The organism is Sphaerisporangium sp. NPDC051017 (genome assembly GCF_040683095.1).
Taxonomy (GTDB): Bacteria; Actinomycetota; Actinomycetes; order Streptosporangiales; family Streptosporangiaceae; genus Sphaerisporangium.
Genome location: NZ_JBFBCI010000081.1, coordinates 1 through 17,612, shown reverse-complemented (window position 1 = coordinate 17,612; position 17,612 = coordinate 1). Strand labels below are relative to the sequence as shown.

At 68.2% G+C, this 17,612-nt stretch carries 18 protein-coding genes and 1 tRNA gene; 8 read left to right on the top strand and 11 right to left on the bottom strand.

Going from position 1 to position 17,612, the window contains the following annotated elements; genetic code table 11:
* Nucleotides 1-288 precede the first annotated feature (288 nt).
* The 3 genes from AB0M95_RS37190 (at nucleotide 289) to cpaB (ending at nucleotide 3,210) form a co-directional block, all read left to right on the top strand.
* Nucleotides 289-666, top strand: coding sequence for an FmdB family zinc ribbon protein (locus AB0M95_RS37190; RefSeq protein WP_363775285.1), 378 nt, complete (start codon nucleotides 289-291; stop codon nucleotides 664-666).
* 594 nt (nucleotides 667-1,260) lie between these two features.
* The gene (locus tag AB0M95_RS37185; RefSeq protein WP_363775282.1) at nucleotides 1,261-2,067 is read left to right on the top strand and encodes an S-methyl-5'-thioadenosine phosphorylase; all 807 of its coding nucleotides are present in this window, start codon (nucleotides 1,261-1,263) and stop codon (nucleotides 2,065-2,067) included.
* Between the two features lie 498 nt (nucleotides 2,068-2,565).
* On the top strand, nucleotides 2,566-3,210 hold the full coding sequence (gene cpaB / locus AB0M95_RS37180; RefSeq protein ID WP_363775279.1) for a Flp pilus assembly protein CpaB: 645 nt from the start codon (nucleotides 2,566-2,568) through the stop codon (nucleotides 3,208-3,210).
* Nucleotides 3,211-3,390: 180 nt separating this feature from the next.
* On the opposite strand, the gene AB0M95_RS37175 is transcribed toward cpaB, so the two are convergent.
* A complete protein-coding gene (locus AB0M95_RS37175; RefSeq protein WP_363775276.1) occupies nucleotides 3,391-4,479 on the bottom strand; it encodes a D-alanyl-D-alanine carboxypeptidase family protein in 1,089 nt (362 codons plus the stop codon).
* A gap of 2,076 nt (nucleotides 4,480-6,555) precedes the next feature.
* On the opposite strand from AB0M95_RS37175, the gene AB0M95_RS37170 reads away from it, so the two are divergent.
* Nucleotides 6,556-6,628, top strand: a tRNA-Arg gene (locus AB0M95_RS37170).
* 204 nt (nucleotides 6,629-6,832) lie between these two features.
* Here AB0M95_RS37170 and AB0M95_RS37165 read toward each other — a convergent pair.
* The 8 genes from AB0M95_RS37165 to AB0M95_RS37130 form a co-directional block, all read right to left on the bottom strand.
* Nucleotides 6,833-8,203 (bottom strand): tyrosine-type recombinase/integrase, encoded by a 1,371-nt coding sequence (locus tag AB0M95_RS37165; protein ID WP_363775273.1) that lies wholly within the window; start codon nucleotides 8,201-8,203, stop codon nucleotides 6,833-6,835.
* Entirely contained in the window at nucleotides 8,200-8,391 is a 192-nt protein-coding gene (locus tag AB0M95_RS37160) for an excisionase (protein ID WP_363775270.1), read from the bottom strand. The genes AB0M95_RS37165 and AB0M95_RS37160 overlap by 4 nt, the downstream gene beginning before the upstream one ends.
* The gene (locus AB0M95_RS37155) at nucleotides 8,388-9,776 is read right to left on the bottom strand and encodes a replication initiator (protein ID WP_363775267.1); all 1,389 of its coding nucleotides are present in this window, start codon (nucleotides 9,774-9,776) and stop codon (nucleotides 8,388-8,390) included. The genes AB0M95_RS37160 and AB0M95_RS37155 overlap by 4 nt, the downstream gene beginning before the upstream one ends.
* Before the next feature lie 105 nt (nucleotides 9,777-9,881).
* Nucleotides 9,882-10,004, bottom strand: a complete 123-nt coding sequence (locus tag AB0M95_RS37150) for a hypothetical protein (RefSeq protein WP_363775264.1) — start codon at nucleotides 10,002-10,004, stop codon at nucleotides 9,882-9,884.
* Between the two features lie 10 nt (nucleotides 10,005-10,014).
* Nucleotides 10,015-10,374, bottom strand: a complete 360-nt coding sequence (locus AB0M95_RS37145; RefSeq protein WP_363775261.1) for a hypothetical protein — start codon at nucleotides 10,372-10,374, stop codon at nucleotides 10,015-10,017.
* Between the two features lie 18 nt (nucleotides 10,375-10,392).
* Nucleotides 10,393-11,154 (bottom strand): DUF2637 domain-containing protein, encoded by a 762-nt coding sequence (locus AB0M95_RS37140; RefSeq protein ID WP_363775258.1) that lies wholly within the window; start codon nucleotides 11,152-11,154, stop codon nucleotides 10,393-10,395.
* 16 nt (nucleotides 11,155-11,170) lie between these two features.
* Entirely contained in the window at nucleotides 11,171-12,553 is a 1,383-nt protein-coding gene (locus AB0M95_RS37135) for an FtsK/SpoIIIE domain-containing protein (RefSeq protein WP_363775255.1), read from the bottom strand.
* Nucleotides 12,553-12,903, bottom strand: coding sequence for a hypothetical protein (locus AB0M95_RS37130; protein WP_363775252.1), 351 nt, complete (start codon nucleotides 12,901-12,903; stop codon nucleotides 12,553-12,555). The genes AB0M95_RS37135 and AB0M95_RS37130 overlap by 1 nt, the downstream gene beginning before the upstream one ends.
* 138 nt (nucleotides 12,904-13,041) lie before the next feature.
* Between AB0M95_RS37130 and AB0M95_RS37125 the strand changes: the two genes are divergently transcribed.
* The 3 genes from AB0M95_RS37125 to AB0M95_RS37115 all read left to right on the top strand — a co-directional run bounded on the left by AB0M95_RS37125 (nucleotide 13,042) and on the right by AB0M95_RS37115 (nucleotide 15,345).
* Nucleotides 13,042-13,422: a winged helix-turn-helix domain-containing protein gene (locus AB0M95_RS37125; RefSeq protein ID WP_358527039.1), complete on the top strand. Its 381-nt coding sequence runs from the start codon at nucleotides 13,042-13,044 to the stop codon at nucleotides 13,420-13,422.
* Between the two features lie 253 nt (nucleotides 13,423-13,675).
* Nucleotides 13,676-14,713: an AAA family ATPase gene (locus AB0M95_RS37120; RefSeq protein ID WP_363775249.1), complete on the top strand. Its 1,038-nt coding sequence runs from the start codon at nucleotides 13,676-13,678 to the stop codon at nucleotides 14,711-14,713.
* The gene (locus AB0M95_RS37115) at nucleotides 14,710-15,345 is read left to right on the top strand and encodes a guanylate kinase (RefSeq protein WP_363775246.1); all 636 of its coding nucleotides are present in this window, start codon (nucleotides 14,710-14,712) and stop codon (nucleotides 15,343-15,345) included. The genes AB0M95_RS37120 and AB0M95_RS37115 overlap by 4 nt, the downstream gene beginning before the upstream one ends.
* Nucleotides 15,346-15,504: 159 nt before the next feature.
* Here the strand turns inward: AB0M95_RS37115 and AB0M95_RS37110 are convergent, their stop codons facing one another.
* Both AB0M95_RS37110 and AB0M95_RS37105 read right to left on the bottom strand, forming a co-directional pair.
* Nucleotides 15,505-15,840, bottom strand: coding sequence for a hypothetical protein (locus AB0M95_RS37110; protein WP_363775243.1), 336 nt, complete (start codon nucleotides 15,838-15,840; stop codon nucleotides 15,505-15,507).
* Entirely contained in the window at nucleotides 15,837-16,658 is an 822-nt protein-coding gene (locus tag AB0M95_RS37105; RefSeq protein WP_363775240.1) for an SAM-dependent methyltransferase, read from the bottom strand. The genes AB0M95_RS37110 and AB0M95_RS37105 overlap by 4 nt, the downstream gene beginning before the upstream one ends.
* Nucleotides 16,659-16,765: 107 nt before the next feature.
* Here AB0M95_RS37105 and AB0M95_RS37100 point away from each other — a divergent pair, with 107 nt between their 5' ends.
* Entirely contained in the window at nucleotides 16,766-17,074 is a 309-nt protein-coding gene (locus AB0M95_RS37100) for a GntR family transcriptional regulator (RefSeq protein WP_363775237.1), read from the top strand.
* The last annotated feature ends 538 nt before the right edge of the window (nucleotides 17,075-17,612 follow it).

Here is a 17,612-nt window from a genome sequence, read left to right as displayed (position 1 = left end):
ATCGCCGGGCGCCCCCGAGCCCATCACAGGACCCCAGCACATCACCCCGGTCACCCCAGACCCTCCACGGCGGAGATGACGGACTCCGGCCGCACGACCACGGCCGCCGGTCACCGCACGCAGGACAAGGCACAGGCCAGACGCCTCTGCGGCCACTCCCGGGGCCCTCCCGCCCGGGATTAGAAGCCGGCTGGGTGGCGTTCAGCCTAATCGGCTGCGTACCATTAGCAGTCGCATCGGTAGAGTGCCAATCTGCGTGAGCATACTGAGCCATACAAGGAGGAGTGCGTGCCCACATACCAGTACGCCTGTACCGCTTGCGGTGAAGGGCTCGAGGCGGTCCAGCGATTCACCGACGACCCGCTGACCACATGCCCCAGCTGCCAGGGCCAGCTTCGCAAGGTGTTCTCCGCGGTCGGCATCGTCTTCAAGGGATCGGGCTTCTACCGGACGGACAACCGCTCGTCCGGTTCCTCCAGCGCCTCGACCTCGTCGTCCTCCACGTCGACCAGTTCGTCCGGCTCGTCGAGCTCCGACTCCGGCAACGGCTCCAGCGCCGCCGGTGGGTCCGGCTCGGCCTCGGGTTCCGGCTCCGGCTCCGGCTCGGGCTCGGCGAAGAAGGAGCCGGCGTCGGCCAGCGCCTCCAGCAGCAGCTCATCCTCCTGACGACGCCACGGGTTGTACGGCTCGTACGGCCACCCCGACGCCGTACAACCCTCCCACCAAGATCACCCCGACACGGCATTCCCAGCCGCGCATGTCACTGACCGCGGATGACCCCGCGGCGAGTCGTCCTTCGTCTGGGGCTGATCTCGGAGCGCGAGCCGACAAGACGGCGCCGCGGCCAGCACACCCCATTCCCCAGCCTCGCACGTCACCGACCGCAGATGACCCCGCGGCGGGCCGTCCCTCGTCCGGGGCTGATCTCGGAGCGCACGAGCCGGCAAGACGGCGCCGCGGCCGACGGTCCTCGGAGGTCTGGTCTGACTCCGTCTCCTCCTCTGCACAGAGAGCGCTCCGCACAGCGAGTGCAACGCGGGAGCCTCCGGCAACGCCGCGACATGCCACCCTGACAAGGCACGGGCCCGGGCGGCTCGGTCCGCAGACGAGGCCGCCTCGGAGGCGAAGCGCCCTTCGATGACGGAGCCTGTCCAGGGCCGAGACATAAATCCGTTTCCGCTCCTGTGCACAAGCCGGAGTTATCCACAGGCGGCGGCCTCACGCGCATCACGCCCAAGCCGGGGCGCTAATGTCGTGGCCATGGTCACCAGAGCGGACATCGGAGTCATCGGCGGCTCAGGCTTCTACTCCCTCCTCGACGACGCTGAAGAGGTCGAGGTCACCACGCCGTACGGGCCACCAAGCGACCCCATCACCATAGGGCGCATCGGCTCCCGCACGGTCGCGTTCGTGCCCCGTCACGGCCGCGACCACCGCTTCCCTCCCCATCGCATCCCCTACCAGGCCAACCTGTGGGCCCTGCGCTCGCTCGGCGTCCGTCAGGTGCTCGCCCCGAGCGCGGTGGGTTCGCTGCGCGCCGAGTACGGCCCCGGCACGCTGGTGATCCCCGATCAACTGGTCGACCGCACCACCAGCCGCGCGCACACCTATTACGACGAGGGCGGCGCGGTCCACGTCCCGTTCGCCGACCCCTACTGCGCGACCGGCCGGTCCCTCGCCTGCGCGACGGCGAGCGCCGAGGGCTGGGACGTCGTCGACGGCGGCACCCTCGTCGTCATCGAAGGGCCCCGCTTCTCCTCCAGAGCCGAGTCACGCTGGTTCAGCGGCAACGGCTGGACGATCGTCGGCATGACCGGCTACCCCGAGGCGGCCCTCGCCCGCGAGCTCGCCCTCTGCTACACCACGCTGGCCCTGGTGACCGACCACGACGCCGGGGTGGACGTCGGCGAGGGCGTCACCCAGGAGGAGGTCCTCGCCTTCTTCGCCGCCAACAGCGAACGCATGCGCACCCTGGTCGCCTCAGTCGCCGCCGCCCTCCCCACCGACCGCCCCTGCCACTGCCCCAACACCCTCGACGGCATAAAACTCCCCTTCCCCCTCCCCTAACCTCAACCCCCGCCCTGCCCGCCCGCCCTGCGCAAAGCCCTGCCCTCACCTCACCGACCCGCCGATCAAGAACCCCGGCGAGCGGGCGTTCTGCTCCAAAGACCAGCCCAAAGCGGACAGCTATCCGTCTTGTGCGGCCGGAATGGACCAGATCGTCGAGGACGGGGCGACGGCGCAGCGAAGAACACCCCCGTAGCACCCGGCGCCTCCGGGCCGCTCCCGCATGCCCAAGGGGCGCTCCCGCATACCCAGTGGGTAATCGAATCCCCAGCGAGTACCCGCTTCCACCGACTACCACCGACTCCCGCCGGCTTCCGGCCGACTCACGACGAGTCCCGACGACCCGACTTTCTCCACCCGGCCTCCCCTACCCGGCGCCGCGTCGGTGGGAAGGGGCGTCGGTGATGCCGGCGCCCTGACACGGCGAGCTAACCCGGCGCGAACGGCAACACGACGGGCATACCTCACCGCCCAACCTCACCCCCCTCGGAGCCGCCCATGCGAACCGCGATCCCGCGCGTCGTCAAGATGCTCAACCGGCGACGGCGAATCCTGGCAGCGGCGCTCGCGGCGATGGCGACCCTCTGCCTCGGCCTCTCCGTACGTCCCGCGCCGACCACGGAAGTCCTCGCCGCCGCACGCGACCTCGCCGGAGGCCCGCTGTCCGCGTCCGACCTGACCGTGGTGCGCCTCCCCGAGGACACCGTGCCCGACGGCGCGCTACGTCCCGGCACACGCGTCACCGGCCGAGTCCTGACGTCCCCCGCCCGACGGGGCGAACCGCTGACCAACGTTCGCCTGCTGGGTCCTTCCCTGGTCGACGCCTACGGTCCCGGCCTGCTCGCCACCCCTGTACGCATCACGGACGCCTCGTCCGCCCGCCTACTCCGCGCGGGCGACATCATCGACGTCATCGCCTCCGCCCCGAAATGGGACGACGCCGTCAGCCCCGCGACGGCCACGGTGGCGCAGTCCGTCACCGTCATAGCCCCACCGGCTTCCACCCGTTCCGCCGACCCCACGAACTCGATGGGCGAGGCCGGCGCCCTCGTCGTCCTGGCCGCCACCGCGGACCAGGCCCAGCGACTCGCGCAGGCGGCCACAGCCTCACGCCTGTCCATCACCATCCACGGCCGCCCATGACCAGCGAACCCTGACATCACAGAACGTTACGAGGCCGACACGTCCCTATTCGGTGACTCTCCGTGCACAGCCATGCCAACCAACCTCGAATGTCGATCAACCCTCGACGCCCTACAGACACACAGAAGAAATCGCGTACCCACAAATTCGTCCACAGCATGTGGACAACGCGGCAGAGTGCTACAGCAGGGACCCGAGCTTCGGGTCGTATTCCCAATGCCAGGGCTCAAAGGGACTGTGATACGCCCAGTCCGGATGCATCCATCCAAACTGCTTGCCATTCGCCTCAACCCAGTTGAACTGCACCGACCGGAAGACATCCACGCCACCACACAGGTCCACGGCCAGCCCAAGCCCGTGATTGCTGCGCCCCGGCACGGCGGCGAAGCCCGGCCGGCGATAGAAAATCGCCTGCTGCTGCGCCAGGTTGCGATAGCTGTCGGTCAGGCACATCGGCTTGCCGAAGCGCTTCCTGTACGCCTCGTTCATCGCGACGAACGCGATCGCCGCGTCCGCCCGCAGCTCACGCCCCGGCTGCTGCAACGGGCACAGAACGCTCTTCGGGAGCAGCCCGTTCGGATACTGCGCGGCCGAACTGACCCGCGTCGGATCGCACGCCGCACCCGACCGTCCGCCCTGGTTGACCCGCACCCCCAGCTTGACCAGCGCCTGGGACAACGACTTGACGACCGCCGCCGAACGCTTCCGCAACGTGTCGATCTCGGCGTTGAGCTGCGCCTCCACCAGCAACTTGGTCGCCCGAAGGTCCTGCGCCTCGGCCGCGAGCCTCTGCTGCTCCTCGTAGAGCCGGCCCACGTCGGCCAAGATCTCATCGCGCCCGGACACGAGGTACGTCATGTCGCTGAGGGCCCGCAGGCTGGAGGCGTCGCTCGCACCCGAAAGGAAAGGGGCCATGTCGCCCCCCTGAGGAGTCTGGTACAACGACTGCACAAGATCGGCGAGAGGCTTGCGCACCTTGGACAACTCCGCGGTCGCCGTACGCAACTGGTCGAGCTTCTTCTTCAGCTCAGAGTCCGCCTTCGCGAGCGTCGCCTGACGTTGCTCCAGGGCCTTCGTGGCCTCCGCCAGCGCCTGGGACGACCTCTCGGCCTCGCGACGCAGCTCCGTCAGGTTCCCCGGAGCCGAGTCCTGACTCACGGCCTCCAGCGTGACCGGGCGCGCCTGCGCCTCACCCGAAGACGACAGGGTGAGCACCGAAACCACCGCCATGAGGACCGCGACCAGGCTCGCCGATCGAGGAGATGGCACGTTAGACCCCTCCATTTGCGAACTTGTGACCTAAGCCCGGCACGCACGTTACTACAGCAAGACGAGCACCCGCGCATGAGTCACAAGAGCCGTTATGTACGGATCATGGCATTTATACCTGCTCCGCACCGCCAACTTGACGCAGTCTCCTAACCCCAGCACCCACTCCTGTAACCCCACCGCCCCCGGAACCCACGCCAGTGACGCGACCGAACCAATTACATCGACAAGCGCCCCCAACACCGGAGCCCCTCCGAACGGCCGACATCGCCCACCCCGCAAGACCACCCAACGCCCTCACCGCCCCAGCGCTCAGCGCCCCCTCCACGACGACCACAAAGCCGCATTCCAGCCAGACGGCCCCGAGCACCCGCAACAGCACCCAATACCCTCACCAACCCACCGCCCAGCGCGCACCCAGGACGACCACGAAGCCGCACACCAAACAGACGACACCGCCCGTCGCGCACAGCACCCAACGCCCTCCCCGCCTGGTGATCAGCGCTCCGCCCACGACCACCGCGGCCGGATCCGGCCGCCGGCCACGCGCAGCGCCTAGTCCACCGTGAACCTGCACCGAACGAGCAGGACAGTGGGCACAGGACGGCAGCGCGGCGGAGCCAGATTCACACGCCGGACCGGACGGGGCGCCTCCGGCCGCGGGGCTCGCCCCGCCATTCCGGCGGGAGAGGGATGGTTCACGTGGATGCCGTGGACCTGAACACCTTGATGCACACAGCATCGGGCAGTGCCGCCACCTACGCGCACATCTACCCGGACCTCCTCGCCCTACCAGTCGCATCCCACCAGACGGCCACGACCCCGCGGCCATGCCATATGACGATCGGCCTACAGCACGGTCAGGACCAGCGGCACCGCTAGAAGCACAGACGCTCCACCACCGGGTGAACCCCCGCACACTGATGCTCTCCGAGCTCACCTCGACAGTCTTGCCGTCGTCGAACTCCGCCCGCCCGGTCCGACGCTCCTTCCCCCGCACCCCAAACCACGTCACCCCGAGCGACCTGTGACTCCTCTCGCCGGACGGCGATCTGAACCTCGTCCGGCGCAGACCTCGCCCGCTCCCCGCACCGAGACCAAAGCAGCGAACCAGCCCCGGCAGAGCCTCCCCAGACCAACGCAGCACCCCCGGCAGAGACTCCCCGGGTCGACGATTCCGCGCCCTTCCCGGCCAAACCCCCAGGAGCCCAGTCGACGACCGCCCCCTCGCCTACAACTCCCAAGGCCTCACCGACCGGCACTGCCGCCCCCAGGCTCCCCACCGTCCCCGCTGCTCTGGGCACTTCTCCCGCAACACCAGGCCCCTCAGGGCTGTCCTCGCCAGCCCTAACCCCCGCAGACCCCGCGTCCACCGATCCCTCGTATGCCTGACTCGCCCGATCCCCGCGCTCAGCGCGATCTCCCTGATCCGCCTGATCCCCCCGGCGCGCGTTGGCCATGCCACCCGCCCCCGCTGACGTCGCCCCCTCGTGCGCCGCGCCGGCGGCCACCGGCCCCAGATACCGGCGTCCACCGCCAGTCGGCCCTCCGGCTCCACCCGGCATGAACCCTTGGTAGCGATGCTCCCCCCAGTTGCGATGCCGCAGAGGCGGTACCTCAGGCTGAACCCTCAGGACCAGCGCCCCCGGCCGCTCCCCCGGCACCGAGCCCGCCCGGACCTTCACCACCCCCGGCGCCTCATCCCGCACCCGCTCCTCATAGCCGGCCAATTCAGCGACAAGAAGCCCGCCCCCAAGAATCACAGGCGCGATCATCGCCGCCACAAGCCCCCAAGGCCCAACCCCAGGGTGCTTCCGCTCAGCCCCACGAGGCCTCCACTCAAACCCAGGAGGCCCCTCAGACCCAAGAGACCTCCACTCACACCCACGCCGCTCCCGCACGCGCCCACGTCGTTGATCGATCACGCTGCGCGACGATAGTCACGCAGCGCGACGAGACGTCCCCGGCATGTCACCCCTTTACCCCAGCTCAGCACACACATGGGATACGCCCCCAAAGCCAAGCCCGACCTCCGCACACAACCCCTCGACATTCGGTACCCTTACACCAGACCCCGCCTCCGTAGCTCAGGGGATAGAGCACCGCTCTCCTAAAGCGGGTGCCGCAGGTTCGAATCCTGCCGGGGGCACACTTTGACCAGCACAAACAGGCATCTACCTGGGACTTCTCCCCACGGCGCCAACGATCTTGAGCAGTGACGTGCAGCCGTAGGCAGTCGCATGTCAGGGGTCGTGCAATATGCGTGCAATGATCTTGACGCCGTTTGGCCAGGTCAGCCCTGGAATGCGAAAAGGCCCCGGCGCGACCCGAGGCCTTCCGCAAGCGCTCCCGCTCAGGTCTCCAGAGCACTGCTGATCTTGGCGTTCGCTAGTTCCCTCTGCCCGTCGATCACTTTGGCATAGACGCGCTGAAGAACCTCAACGCTGTGCCCCGCTCGCTTGGCGACCTCGGCCGTAGCGACGCCAGAGGCCAGCCATAGGGAGACGGCAGCATGCCGAAGGTCATACGGCGTCGCCGCCAGCGAAGACGCCACCTGCTCAGGCGTGAACGCCTGCTTGCGTACCGACTTCCAGACACGGGAGATCGCCGAGTTCGTGTAGAGCCCGCCCTTGCTCGTGGCGAACAGCCTGCCATCGCCAGCAACGCCGAACTCCTGGATGTGTTCGCGAAGGATCTTCACCAGTGCCGGAGGAATCGGCACCAGCCGCGTGTCCTTGTCTGCTCGGTGCTTCAGGCCGCGATCGTCGTGCGCAGCTCCCGAGTCGGTGTAGCGCTTGTTGGCGAACGGCCGCGCCGACTCCAAGGTGAGCATGCCCCACCCCTCCCGCGGCAGGTTGCAGTTCTCCCCTTTGAGCCCTGCCGCCTCTTCTGGACGAAGCGCGGCGTAGTACATACACGCGTACACCGCCCGCATCCGAGGTCCCCGCGTCCGACCGACACAAAGCGCGGCATCGAGCAGCGCCCGTGCCTGCCGAGGGTTGACCACCGTTCGGGGATCAACTGCGTCCACCGCTTCCGGAGGGGTCCACTTGACCCCATCAAGCGGGTTGGTGCCGAATGCCTTCTCTTCGACGGCCAGTTCAAGGAGATGGTGAAAGACTTCCCGCTTCCGCAGGACGGTGTTCGCCGCCGCCTTCTGCCCCTTGACAGTGACGGAGATCGCATCGAGGCCGAGCCGGATCACGCGTGCCTCTCTAAGGTCGGCCAGTGGTAGAGAAGCTGTTTCCAGCCAGCGCAGAACCGGGGCCAGTTCAGCCGGCAACTCTCCGCGGCGTTCCTCCGGTAGCAGGAAATAGTCCCGCAGCACCTTCCGCATGTCGTCGATGTCAGGCCTGCCCGGCAACTCCATTACCAGTGCTGGAACCAGCGCCAGCAGGGCGTAGACGTCCGTCTCCCTTGTCCGCGCCGCTGACGTCTTCCATCGCTGGGCTATGAACTGCTGAGCGAAGGCCAGGAATGTAGGGCCGTTCTGATCGCGCTCAGGTGTCAGCATCGACTTGGGAAGGCCAGTGTCGATGTCGAACGCCTCACCGTTCTTGGCGGCCAGGCGAAGGTCACGCATGTGACTGTTGGCGAGTTCCTTGGTGCGGAAGGTCTTCGAACTCCGGCGACCCGCAACGGCCCAACGCGCGACGTAGGAAGGTGTCTTACTCGACCGATTGCGATAGATCTCATAGAACTTCACGTCATAGCTGGCGTTCACGCAGCCTCCCGACGAGACTCAAGCCAGACTGTGAAGTCGCTGCGCCAGACCATCAGATCGCCGTTCGGGAGCTTCACGCAGACAGGCGCGCGGCCCAGCTCACGCCAGCGATAGAACGTCCGGCGGGAGATGCCGCCCAGCTCTTCAAGGACCTGCGGGAGAGGAATGAGCTCGTCGCGACGGCTCATTGACCAACCTCCGCAAGTGCCGACATGGCGGGGTCATGCCGCCGGGTGAGGAACTCGGCGAGGACCTGTTCTCCGGCGGACAGGCCGTGGCCGATGTACTCCCAGTGCGCGATGACGAGGACGGTGTCCTCGTCGAAGAGGGGCAGCCGTCCGGTTGAGACGGCCTCGTCGCGCCGGTGGTCTTCACGTTCGGCGCGGATCTTGCCGAGGGTGGTGGAGTAGCGGCGGGATTTGGTGGAGAAGTGGCCGCGGAAGCCGAGCATGTGGGCCCACTCGGTGAGCCGGAGATCGGCCAGGCCGTCGAGGGAACCCAGCCGGAGGCATTCGGCGATCATGCGCCGGGCGTGCTCGCGGATGGGGAGATCGGCCAGATCTTCCAGGGGGTGAATGCGCCGGTCGAGCGTGCCGGTGCATTCGGCGGCCTTGGTGGCGTACTTGGCGATGTAGCCAGCCACGGCCTGGTCTGTGAGGTCACCACCGAGCGTGATGGGCCGGACGTCGAGCTGAGCGCCCCAGCGCAGTACGGGCGAAGGCTTGCCGTCGACCGCGGGGGCGGTCACGGTGACGGCCTGGTGTGCGTGTCGTACGGCCGCCGTCAGGACGTCGGAGGTGGCCCAGGCCGGAGGTGGGGAGTCTGGGCCTTGTGGTCCGTCGATGCGGATCACGGCGTGGAAGTGGACGACGCCGCGGCGCTGGTATTCGGCGACTTTGGCGAAGGCGATGGTCAGTTCTTCGCGCAACGCTTTGAGGCTGTGGCCGGTGAGTTTGGCGACGTGACGGCGTAGCGCGAGGGTGAAGCGTCGCCACAGTTCGGGGGCCAGGGCGTTGAAGAAGACGGCCCCGGTGTAGTCGTGGCAGTCCGGGCACAGCGGTTCGCCGAGGCGTTCCTCGTCGGTGCCGTGCCGGGCGGTGCAGGACATGACGCGCCCGTGCGGGCAGGTGTCGGCGTCGCGTCGGGGGTGGCAGGGCAGGAGCTTGCCGTCTCGTTCTCGGCGGGTGTGGACGGTGCCGAAGGAGGGGGCGGTGAGGGTGACGAACAGGCACGGGTGCGTGCTGACGGTATCGGGGACGCCCTTGCCGCCGGCCAGGCCCGCGCGGATGAGGTGGTAGGTGTCGGCGCGGTAGGTCTCGGCGCAGGATGGGCACCGGGAGGCGCGCCGGGTCTTGCACGGGACGCGAAGCACGCCGTCCGGTTCGGTGCTGGTGGAGTAGCGGTGCAGCAGGGCGCCGGTTGCCGGGTCGACGTGCAGGACGTGGCCGCGTAGGTGGATCGGCTGGCGGCATCCACCGGTCGCGCGGATCTGGGCGGCCCATCGAGCGTATTGGGGGTCGTGGAGCCGGGCGATCATCCCGGCTACCGCGTTTTCGTTGACTGTCTTGGGCATGATGGGGCGTGTCCCTTCCGGGTCGGTGAGATTCGGTGTGGGGATGGCCCCCGACGTGGCGCGGAACTTGGCGGTTGTGCGGCCACGCCGGGGGCGCCGAGGCTGTCAGGCCCCGTGGTTGTCCGTTCCGGTTCCGTCGCAGTCGGCGCAGGTGGCGCCCAGGCTGTCGACGCCGGTCCCGCCGCAGGTGGCGCAGCGGTAGCGGACAGCGGTGAAGTCGTCATCCATGCCGATCACCTCAGGCGTCCGGCGCGAGGTCGGTGGGGTCGGGGTCGAGCACGATGCAATCCTCGTAACTCCTGCGGGCGGCCCAGCGGGCGCGGGAGGAGGCGAGCAGGCCCACCGCCTTGTACTCGGCCATGCCGAAGGTGATCCCCGCGGAGTAGTGGCCCTGCGCGAGCTCATAGGCGTCGGCGTCGGCGCCGAGCAGCCGGGCGACGTGGTCGACTTGGGCGCGGATCTCCTCGTCGGTGCCGCGGGGGTAGCAGTAGGCGCTCAGCGTGCCCTCGGGGGTGGGGATGTCGGGGTTGGTGTCGAGGAAGTCGGCGAGGTCGCGCAGGCCGTTGATGTAGGCCAGCCGGTCGGGGGTGCGTGCCATGGCGGGTGTCCTTTCTGGTCAGGCCGGTTCGGGGGTGGTGCGGAGTTGCCGGAGTAGGTCGGTGGCGAGTTGGTTGGAGACGCCGAGCCGGGCGCGCAGGGTGTCGCGGGTGATGGGCTTGCCGTGCTTGGTGTGGTGTTCGTCGGCGACGCGCCGGGCGTAGTCGAGCAGCCCGCCGGATGCCGGTGACGCGTTGTCGTCTTGGGCGTCGTTGGGGTCGTCCTGGCCGGGGACGGCAGCCACAGCCGAGGGGACGAGTGCTGCGAACGGGACCGCCGCCGGTACGGCGCGCGGGGACGAGCCGGGGACGGGGGACGAGCCGGGGACGGGGGCCGGTACGTACTCGGGTACGGTCGCCGGGGACGAGGACGAGCGGCCCAGGACGGCGCGGCGTTCGAGCATCGAGACCGCGACGAGGAACGCCACGGCCGGGGTCGCTGCGGTGATCCAGCCCCAGACCGAGGGGTGTGCTTGGGCGAGGTTGGCGGCCAGGGACAGGACGATGCCGCCGGCCAGGACGACGGTGGGCCAGGACGCCAGGCGCGTCCGGGTACGGCCGGTCTTCTTGTCGCGCTGGCGTTCGCGGGCGGCCATGACGCAGGTGAGGTCGACGCAGACGGCCACGGCCCAGGCCATCCAGCCGGATTGTCCGTGCTGGGTGGCGGTGTCGCGGATGTGGGTGAAGGAGCCCGCGCCGGCGATCAGGGCGACCACGGCCACCGGTCCGGAGTCCAGCAGCCACCCGCCCAGACCGGCCAGGCGTCCGCGCGGTGCGCTCATAAAGGGGAACCTCCTTTCAGGCCGCGATCTCGGGCTGATGAGCGCTGTCGAGTTCGTGGCCCAGGCCGCTCGCCTTGACCTGGTCCCAGGACGGCGCCCGATCGGCGAAGGCATGCGCCGCCTGTTCGGCCGTAGTGGTGGAGACGTAGCCGGAGCGGGCACGGCACCAGCGGCCATCGGCGCCGGTCACGATCGCCACGCCGGGCATGCCGGGCGGGATGGACCGGGCAGCGGTGAGCGCGTCGGGGTCGAGGTCACCGAGGGTCATCACGGCGGTTTCGGGGTCGTTGACCCGGTGGCAGATGCGTCCGCCGATCTGGGCGCGCAGCGCGGTCACGCCGGGGCCGAGGTCGGAGCCGATCCGCTGTCCCGACAGCAGCAGGTGGATACCAAAGGCCCGTCCGAGCTGGGCGATCCGCAGCAGCGCGGTAGCGGTCTTGGTGACCTCGTCCTTTTCGGCCTTGTCGGCGGTCAGGAACAGCTCTGCCAGCTCATCGACCAGGATCACGATGGGGATGGGGCGTAGCGCGTCGGGAAGCTGCCAGATGTCACGGGCGCCGTGCTCGCGACAGGCCAGCATCCGGGCGCCCATGATGCCGATCACCTCAGCCAGCAGCTTGACCGCATCGGCCCGCGTCGTCACCAGGGCCGACAGCCGCGGCGCGTACGGGGACAACTCGACCCCGCCCTTGAGGTCGAAGCCGATGATCGCGACCGGCTGCCGGGCGAGCGCCACGATCAGCGCGTTGATCAGGTTGGACTTGCCCGATTGGGTGGCGCCCACGTTCATCCAGTGCGGGATGAGCCGGAAGTCCAGCGTCCACGGGGCGCCGGTCGCCAGGACGCCCACCACCGGCCGTAGCAGGTCGGCAGCCGTCCAGCCGTCTCGCGGCTCATCAGGAGGTATGGCGGGCAGGACGTGGGCTAACGGGTCGCGTGTGGTCGCCTGCAAGGTGACGCGGCCAGGGCGGGAGTCGACCACGCGCACCGCTTCGACCCGCCAGGCGTGCGCGAGCCGCTCGCAGACCTTGACGTAATCGTCGGGGATCTGGCCGTCGAGGAGATGGAAGGTGACGCGCCAGCCGTGGCGGACCGGCCGGGGCAGCTTCATCCATGGCTTGGTGTCGACGGCGACCCGCTGGAAGCGCCGCTTGACCCGGACGACACCGGTCGAGGCGACCAGGCCGGGGACGGTGGTGAACCACCAGCGGTGACGCTTCTTGGTCAGCCCGCAGCCGGAGGCGATGTGCCGCCAGGTCCAGCGCAGCCGTACCGCCTTGAGGGGGAAGCCGATCAGGTACCAGTAGGAGACGGGGGCCAGTCGCCGCCACACACGCAGGACGACCAGAGCGCCGAGCAGGATGAGCAGCGGACGCGGGACGAGGTCGAGGATGGACATCACGCCACCCCCGCGGGCATGCCGGAGGTGGCACGGACGAAGTCGGTGGCCCTGTAGGCGATGCCCCAGCGGGAGGCGCCCTGGATGGTCTGCTCCCAGACGTAGCCGACCAGATTGACCGGGGTGACCTCGTCACCTGGGGTGATGTCCGGTTCGACCGAGGTGCCGATCTTGAGGAGTTCGAGTCGGCCGAAGTCGTCTTCGACCGACACCGTGACCTCGTACACGATGTTGCCGTTCTTGTCGCGCTTGATCTCGCCGGTGTCCTTGTTGACCAGGCGGGGCCGGGCGGCCTTGACGCAGGTGAACTGGAGCTTGGAGGTGTCGACGGGGATCGGGATGGTGCGCATGGTGACGGGATTCCTTCCAACAGTGGATGCCTAGACCTCATAGAACACTTGGAATTCTAAGTTGTCAATGCGTTCTATGGGCGCTTGGTTGGCGAGAAGGCCGAGCCGTGATGAACTTGAGGGGAGCGAAGGAGACAGATGGTCCAGAACACCGGCCGGCCGGGTTACTTGCAGATAGCCGATGAGCTACGCGAGCAGATCAAGTCCGGCGCTCTGCCCGCGGGCCGGGCGTTGCCGTCGATCGCTCAGCTCTGCCAGCGCTACGAGGTGTCGGCGAGCGTGGTGAAGTCGGCCATCAGCGTGCTCAGGACCGAGGGGTACGTGATCGGCCAGCAAGGCAAGGGCGTCTTCGTCCGCGAACGCTCCGAGGCCGACGAGCAGCAGGCGGCCGGCAACGGCGAGATCTTGGATCAACTGGCCGAGATCAGGGCGGCTCTGGGTGATCTCGGCAAGCGCCTCGCCGATCTGGAGACGGCCGTCTTCCAAGAGCCGAAACGATCTGGCCGACGCGGCACGTAAGCTCTTCCAGCTCCGCATGGATCGCGGCCAGCTCTTCGGTGACCTTCTGCTCTTCGCTGCTGTTCACGGTGGCCTCCCTGCCGGGTTACGTCCCTGTGGGATGGCTCAAGTTCACCGTGGCCAGCGGCTTTTCTGTATCACGCGGCTCTAGCTAAGCTTCTTCACGCCGTCTCATCAGCGGTTTACACGAGCGTTTTCACATGCACCACCGAAGCAGTCCGCCACCCCCGAGCGTGAACGTGAAGGAATGCACTTGAAGACGACCCGGCGCCAAGGCTGGACCCCCGCCAAGCTACGGGAACACCGCGAAGCCCACGGCCTCACCCTCGAAGGCGCCGGCGACAAGCTACGCGAGACGGCCCAGCGTCACGGCCTGGCCGTGCCCGCGGCCAACTTCCAAACGCTGTGGGGACACGAGAACGGGTCAATCTACCCAGGCCCGCACTACCGCCGCGCGTACTGCCTGCTGTACCAGTCCAGCGAGCCCGACCTAGGATTTCGTCTGCCGTTGCCCGGTGAATCACAGAAAGCGGAAATTGTGATTTCCGAATTGCCTGCGCCTGCCGACCCCGCCGCCGACACTGCCGCGGCCCTGGTCATCGAGGAAGCGTTCACCAAGGTCTCGGTCGACGGCATCACCGATGACGGCTCACCCCAGGCAGCGCTACGCGCCCGCGTGGTCGACGCCTGGCGACGGCGCCACGGAGGGGGAGACCCGAAACCCATCCTCGTCCTCGTCGGCGGGTACGCCGGGTCAGGCAAAACCGAATTCTCCCGGTTCCTGTCGGACATCACCGGTTGGGCGTTCCTGGACAAGGACTCTCTAACCCGGTCCATGGCCGAGCGGCTGCTGGTCTCACTCGGCAGCGACGCCAACGACCGGCACACCGAGTTGTACCTGAGAGAGGTCCGCCCGCTGGAGTACCGGTGCCTGATGGAAGCCGCGTGGGACAACCTGAACTGTGGCACCTCGGCGATCCTGTCAGCGCCGTTCATCGCCGAACTACGCGACGAGGCATGGTTCACGCGGTTGGAGAACCGGTGCGCCGCCAAGGGCATCGACGTCGCGGCGATCTGGGTTCGTTGTGATCCCGAGTCCATGCGCGAGTACATCGAGTTTCGCGCCGCCGCGCGGGATACGTGGAAGCTGGCGAACTGGGAGGAGTACGTTGCCGGCCTGGACGTCGACAACCCGCCGTCCACGGCACACCTGACGGTGGACAACCGGCTAGGGGCGGCCATCAGCCTTGCCGACCAGACCCGCGACGCCCTCAAGCGCATCCTGACGTGACCGCGCCAGCTCACGGCGTCGTGCTGTACGGCCCACCCACCAGCGGCAAGAGCACCACCACCAACGCGCTTCACCGGCTCGACCCGCGGTTTCGCCTTCTGCGGAAACTGAAGGTCGGCACCGGCCGAGCCGAGGAATACCATCTCGTCACCGCCGCCCACCTGGACGCGTTGCGCCAGGTCGGCCGCACGGTCGCCGAGACCCACCGGTACGGCAACACCTACGCCATCGACCGCGCCGAGATCGAGGCCATGACCGGCGCCGGACTGATCCCGGTGGTTCACATCGGCAACGTCCCCGATCTGCGGCGCCTCGTCGGACGGGACCCGTGGTTGCGCGTCCTGTTGTGGGTGCCGCGCGAGGTCTGCGAGCAGCGATCGGGGCATCGCGGAGACGTCGACACCGTCCAGCGCTTGGCCGCGTGGGACGAGACGCAGGCCGACCTGCGGACGCACACCGATGACGGCTTCTTTCACCTACGCCTCCACACCGACCGCGTCGGCCCCGGCCAGGCCGCTCGCGAGATCGCCGAGGCGTTCGCCGCTCTCGCCGCTCCCGCCGCTCTCACGGCGCAGCGTCCTCAGGCCGCGGCGTCCCGCCCGGGAGACGCTCAAGCACGGCCGGCGGGATGAGGTCCAGCCGCCACCAAGTGCGGCAGGCGCAGCACACGGCACCGCCCGCGATGACCAGGCCGTACGGCCACAGGTAAGTCCAGTGCACCCGCAGGTGAGCACAATCATGCCTCCCTCGCCCGTGCTCACCCGCGGGTGCGTGGTCGCCGATCGCTGCGATCACAGGGGCCAGCCCATGATCGGTGGAGCAGGCAAGATCGGCGAAGCCCTGTTGAGCTCGAAGTACCGGTCGGCGACCCGGCGTGCCGCCGTCACAGGATCATCGGCAGGGCTGTACCGGTAGGTGTAGCGCCCGGTGACCGGGGACACGCCGCCCGCCCACCACAGGTAGCAGGGGCCGCACCATACGACCAGGTGGACCCACACCGACACCAGGGCAAGGCCCGTGCCCTCGTTGACGTCCGCCGCGATGCCGTACGGCTCCAGCTCCCGGCGCAGCCGATACGCCGCGCGGATGGCCGGATGCTGCGGTTTTGCCAGCTCGCGGATGATCAAGGCTTGCAGCCTGCACCGCCGAGCGCGCGCACCCGGTCATCGGCAAGGAACAGCGGTCCTTCCGGCCGCCACCGAGGCAAAGGCACCACGCCCGGAGTCACCAGCTCCAAGCCGTCGAAGAAGGCCCGGATCTCTGGGGCCGAGCGCAGCACCGCCGAAGCGTTCGCCCCGTTGTAGGCCGACGTCGCCGGCATCAGGTCCCGGTGCCGCTCCGCATGGGAGACCACCACATAGGACCCCGGCGTGATCGCTCTGACCAGCGTCGCGACGATCCCGTACGGGTCGTCCGCGTCGGCGATGAAGTGCAGGACCGCGCACAGCAGTACCGCAACCGGCCGGGAGAAGTCGATCACACCCCGCACGTGCGGATCACTCAAGATCGTCAGAGGTTCTCGCACGTCGCAGCCGATCGCATGCGTGTTGGGATTGGCCGCCAGCAGCGCCCGCGCGTGCACCAGCACATGCCGGTCGTTGTCGACGTACACCACCCGCGTCCGCGGGTCGATGCGCTGCGCCACCTGGTGGACGTTGTCTTGGGTCGGCAGCCCGCTCCCGATGTCGACGATCTGACGGATACCGCACTCACCGACCAGGTACCGCACCACCCGCACCAGGAAATCCCGGTTCGCATGCGCCATGAACGGCACGTGCGGAGCCCGCCGGATCACCTGCTCAGCCCGCTCACGATCAACCGGGAAGTTGTCCTTGCCACCCAGAAAGTAGTCATACATCCGCGCCACGCTGGGCGTACTCAGATCCAGACGGCCCGGAAGATCTCCCTGCGCCCCCGTGGAGGGTGCCCGCTCCGGTGCTTCCATGCGGGCATCATAAGCAGATTTGCCTACCCCTGCCTACCCCTGACGATCGGTACGTGCCGTAACGTCTCGTGACCTGGGGCTACCGTTCGCTTCCTATCGTCAGTCCTGTGATCGACTTCCGGCCTGATCAGCCCAAGTCAGCGCAGGTACTCGCCGAGATGCGCCGCCGCATCAAAGCCGGCGTCTACAAGCCGGGCTACCCCATCCCCGGCGAACCTCGCATGGCCGAAGAGTTCGGCATCGCACGCCGGACAGCCCGCAAGGTGATCAATGCGCTCTTGGACGAGGGCCTGATCTATACGGTCAAGAACATCGGCACGTTCGCCGCCGACCCAGCAACCGGCAGGCCACCCGAGCAGATCACCCGGCAAGACGACCCCGACGAGGACGACGAGCCATCACCACAGCCCCAGTGAACCACCGGCCAGCCCAGCCAGCCAAAGAGCACCAAGACCAGGCCGCCAATCCCGCTCGATGAGAACTTTCTCTACGTCTTTAAAGGCGGCCCGCTGCGCGGCCCGCCGGGCGCGCCGGCCGGTCTGCGTGCCCGGCTGCGGCTCTTCGGCCGGTCCGGGCACGCACCGCCCCGCGCGCCCGAGAGGCCGGCAAAAGTCGCCAGTTGAGACCGTGACGATCGCTCACTTCGGTACTCGCCATACGTGGCCGGGGCGATCGGCTGCCGCGCGGCCTCCGGTGCTCGGGCCTGGCGGCCCTGCGCTCCGGGACCGCTTGCCAACGTATATCGAAGCGCAAAGCAGGTGTTTGCTTCGCCCATCGCCTTCGATCCCAGATCGGATGGACCACCCAAATAGGGCCCTCGAAGTTTCAACCCTACCGCATAACTAGATTAGGCGGACCGTTACTAAGGGGAAATTAAACTACTGGACTGTTTTAGGCATTCACCGGGCAACGCCGGAGAGCGGCTGAAACAGTACTCAGCGTGACCGCAGAACC